Origin of the sequence: Shewanella sp. 11B5 (genome assembly GCF_002836795.1) — a bacterium.
GTDB lineage: Bacteria > Pseudomonadota > Gammaproteobacteria > Enterobacterales > Shewanellaceae > Shewanella > Shewanella frigidimarina.
Genome location: NZ_PJAP01000868.1, coordinates 1 through 3,475, shown reverse-complemented (window position 1 = coordinate 3,475; position 3,475 = coordinate 1). Strand labels below are relative to the sequence as shown.

Sequence of the window (3,475 nt, the reverse complement as noted above, 5' to 3'; positions counted from 1 at the left end):
GTGGGTGGGGAAATGTTATTTTATATCAATCATATATAAAGTTTATGGTGATATTAATCAATAGCTTAAGCGGCCGCAACTGGCGGCGTTATGTATTTAGGATTATTTATAGCCAACTCAAGGATGAGGAATCCAAATGAGATTCAAGAATAAGCTCAAGCGAGCACAATTTGGTGCTTTGACTTTATGTCTAGGCACTTCTCTATATATGTCTATTCTCGTGGGAAGTTCATCACCTTTCATAATGCTTGGTTTGTAGTGGGCACCTAGAGCTAAAGTGACAACAAGGCTTATCAAACTACTAACGTTGGTTGTGTACTTAATAATCTCTAAAACTAACATCCAAACAGTCATCTGATTTCCAGCTTGATTGATATCAAGCCGCGAGTGCTGATTTAAATCTACCGTATTGCTCATCATTTTCCATATAACGCTCAGTTTGTTGATTGTTTTACTTGGATTTATATATTTAAATAGTGCAGAGGACTATCGCAATCAAAGCTAAAAGCAGTTATGTTAATTAACCATAAAAATGAGTGACATAGTTTTGCCTAGTTGCAAAAGGAAGATGCTAAATGAATGATATTGCATTAGAAGAAAAACAAAATATTGTTAAAAAACTATTTTCCGGTGGGTTTAGATTAGTTGATGTCTTTTGGGCTGGATTCGTTTTAATAAGTGTAATTATTAGTTTAATTGTTTCAAAATTAACAACGGTAGAGTCGCTAATTATCGGAGATTGTTTAAAGTCTGTTTATTTTATCTTGATTAGTATTGCTGTCTGGAAGTCTGCGAGTACATATCAAGGGAACAAAACATGGTCAGTTTTAGCTAAAATTTGTTCAATACTAACCATTTCTGGCAGTATTTTTGCTCTTGGTTCCTGGGTTATGTATGTTTCTTCAAACTAGCAACATAATTTGGTGTTGAACTAAGCTGTTGCGCGGAGCAAAATGATACTTCAATAGATTGAACTACAGTTATTGAATCAACTAGACTTAGAAAAGATGTGATGGAACACCACAATGGCAAGGGGATTTCAATGAAATACGTACAAATCATCAAGCCTTGTAATCAATTAAAAATTGCTCTTCAGCCCAGAGCCGATATCAAAAAAGAAAACTCCTTTAGTATAAAACTTATCAATTAACCTTGACTCGGCATAGGGCAAGTCTACCAAGCTGTTTGCGGCATGCAAAGTGCGCATCGCACAAATGCTGAAACGTTATGTGCCAAAGAGAGGCTCAAGTTTTGCGTAATTATTACATCGTCTTATTCTTTATCGCTTCTTTATTTGGATGTGGACAAAAAGCTGAATCAACTTCGGAACAGGTTGAGAGAAATATTGTTCAAAGCTTGAAAGTTGGAGATGATGCTAAAGCTATTGAGAATTATCTTAACGCCCAAAATATCCCTTTCACTTATGACAAATATACCAATAGATTTCAGGGAATAATTCGAGGTAAAAGCTCAAGCTTACAAGCTATTACTATTTCAATTGTATTGGATAATCAGCAGAGGTATATCAACGTTGAAGTTAATGATAGCTACACTAGCTTGTAAGGTGCATAACAAATTACCTAAGTTAGTCACAAAAAGCCACATCGAAGATAATAAAACGATAGAGGCCGATGAGTTAGCGAGTATCCAAAACATGGATGTTTTGGCTAAGCTCACATGGAGGTGCTTGCCGCGTCTCGCTTAATCATCGGCACTATGAGTTTCCCGTGTTCATCAATATTATGTCGTCATTATCTGTTTGTTATTGAGCACTTGCTTACCCTGAAATAGCGCTCACTACTATCTCTGTAATCAGCTCTACAATAAGCCACTCAATCACCCCCACAATCTCCACGCTAAACCCGAAGCTCGCGATGTGGCTTGTTTGCTGGCTTTTTCAAATATCATGCTAGTGCCTAAACAATAAAAATGATTTTTGGCGCGGGTGATGGCGGTGTAAAGCAGTTCTTTACTGAGTAGCTGCCATTGGGCGGAGCTGGGTTTATGCGGCAATACAAAGCTGACTTTATCAAACTCGCTGCCTTGGCTTTTATGTACTGTCATGGCGTAGCACGTGTCGTGGCTTGGTAAGCGTGCGGGTAATACTTTAAGCAGGCTGCCATCGGCCATAACAAAGTGGGCCATTAAGCGACTTGGCTTAGTGCTGTCTTGCAAGATTAAACCAATGTCGCCATTAAATAAGCCTAAGTTGTAATCGTTACTTTGAATAATGATTGGTCGGCCTAAATAGAACTCATTTTGAGGATTAATCAGTTTGGCGTGTTTAAGGCTGTCGGTGATGGCGATGTTCATGCCCTCAACCCCAAATTCACCTGCCCGCATGGCACACAAGACTCGATATTGGTTAAAGCTGTCGATGATGGTTTGTTCAGAATGCGGCAGTGTTATGGCGCAGTCTTGTCGATCCGCTTGATCGATAATGGCCTGTTGATTTATCCTTTGCTGATTTTCTTGTACCAAATTAAGGTACTCACCATAAGCGTTTACCGATAATGCCAATAACGCTTGTTTACCTGTGTTATCTCCCTGGGCATTATGCTGATGTTCAAACCAATTCAATTCGGCATGATTATCTTTCCACACTTGACGAATCGCATGCACATTTGATTGATTAACTGCATTGGCTAATAACCCAATACCGGCATCGCCTTTAAAACGATGGCTGTGCATCAACATACACAAACTGTCACCAATTTTAGGTTGTTGATGAATAAACTGACTGACATCTTGTTGGGTTAATTGCTCAATGAGCTTTGCCTGTGCTGCGCTGTAACGCATTGACCATGGTGATGCCTGTTGCGGGTTGGCTTGTTTTAAGCCAACACAAATATCTGCCAGCACTGCGCCAGCTTCTACTGATGCGAGTTGATCTTGGTCGCCTAACAATATTAAGCGACCATGAGACGGTAGGGCGCTGAGTAATTTGTACATCATGGGTAAGTCGACCATCGATGCTTCATCGACCACCAGTAAGTCTAAGCGCAACGGATTATCCTGATGATGCCTAAATTGGTACGAGTTTGGGATAACCCCCAATAGTCGATGCAATGTTGAGGCATCTTCTGGTATTTGTTTTAGCGAATCGATTAATACTTTCGCCACTGCTGGGTCGCTGACTTGGGTGAGTTGTTGCAGTAAACGATGTTTAGACGCCTTGATCGACTCACTCAGCCTTGCTGCAGCTTTACCTGTAGGCGCGACTAAACGGATTGTTAGCGGCGATTGGGTTAACAGTAACAATAATAGCTTGGTTACTGTGGTGGTTTTACCGGTTCCTGGGCCGCCGGTGATCACCGCTAATGCTTTTGCCAACGCTGTGGCAGTGGCAATTTTTTGCCAGTTAAACGGGCTGCTATTGCTGTCTTCTGCGGTAAATAAACATTCAATGAGTTGCGGCAGATTACTGTTAGCTAGCTCGATTTCAATTTGTTGATTGGCTAATTGGGTCAACTTA

The 3,475-nt window shown here is 40.3% G+C and carries 3 protein-coding genes; 2 read left to right on the top strand and 1 reads right to left on the bottom strand.

Translation table 11 applies throughout. The annotated features are described in order from the left end of the window. Positions 1 to 575 precede the first annotated feature (575 nt). Together CXF78_RS17405 and CXF78_RS17400 are read left to right on the top strand one after the other, a co-directional pair. Positions 576 to 911: a hypothetical protein gene (locus CXF78_RS17405; protein WP_102037467.1), complete on the top strand. Its 336-nt coding sequence runs from the start codon at positions 576 to 578 to the stop codon at positions 909 to 911. A gap of 340 nt (positions 912 to 1,251) precedes the next feature. Then, entirely contained in the window at positions 1,252 to 1,563 is a 312-nt protein-coding gene (locus CXF78_RS17400; protein WP_145991542.1) for a hypothetical protein, read from the top strand. 273 nt (positions 1,564 to 1,836) lie between these two features. Here CXF78_RS17400 and recD read toward each other — a convergent pair. Further along, positions 1,837 to 3,475: exodeoxyribonuclease V subunit alpha (gene recD / locus CXF78_RS17395; protein ID WP_102037465.1), on the bottom strand; the 1,639-nt coding region annotated here is incomplete at its 5' end.

Excerpts from the sequence above, each read along its gene's own strand:
- CXF78_RS17405 (WP_102037467.1), top strand. The coding sequence starts at position 576 with ATGAATGATATTGCATTAGAAGAAAAACAAAATATTGTTAAAAAACTA.